Genomic DNA, 402 nt, shown 5'->3' with positions numbered 1-402 from the left:
AGGAACAGCGTGACGACCACTTCGTCGAACGACGTGGCGAACGCGAACAGCGCGCCCGACATCACGCCCGGCACGATCACCGGCAGCGTCACGCGGAAAAAGGTCGACACCGGGCTCGCGCCGAGCGACAGGCTCGCGCGCACGAGGTTCTGGTTGAAGCCCTGCAGCGTCGCGGCCACCGTCGTCACGACGAACGGCACGCCGAGCGCCGCGTGCGCGGCGATCAGCCCCGTGTAGGTATTCGCGAGCCCGAGCGGCGCGAAGAACAGGTACATGCCGACGCCGACCACGACGACGGGCACGATCATCGGCGACAGCAGCACGGCCATCAGCAGCCCCTTGCCGCGGAAATCGGCCTTCGTCAGGCCGATCGCGGCGAGCGTGCCGAGCACGGTCGCGACG

Annotated in this window: 1 protein-coding gene; it reads right to left on the bottom strand. The window is 69.4% G+C overall.

The window, feature by feature from the left end:
- Positions 1–402, bottom strand: a 402-nt coding sequence (locus tag M3183_RS26795; protein WP_251475101.1) for an ABC transporter permease, incomplete at both ends; no start/stop codon positions are given.

The sequence above is a fragment of the Neobacillus mesonae genome (genome assembly GCF_023715155.1).
Lineage (GTDB): Bacteria > Bacillota > Bacilli > Bacillales > Cytobacillaceae > Neobacillus > Neobacillus mesonae_A.
The sequence above is the reverse complement of the archived record's forward strand: the minus strand, read 5'-3'. Positions and strand labels throughout refer to the sequence as shown.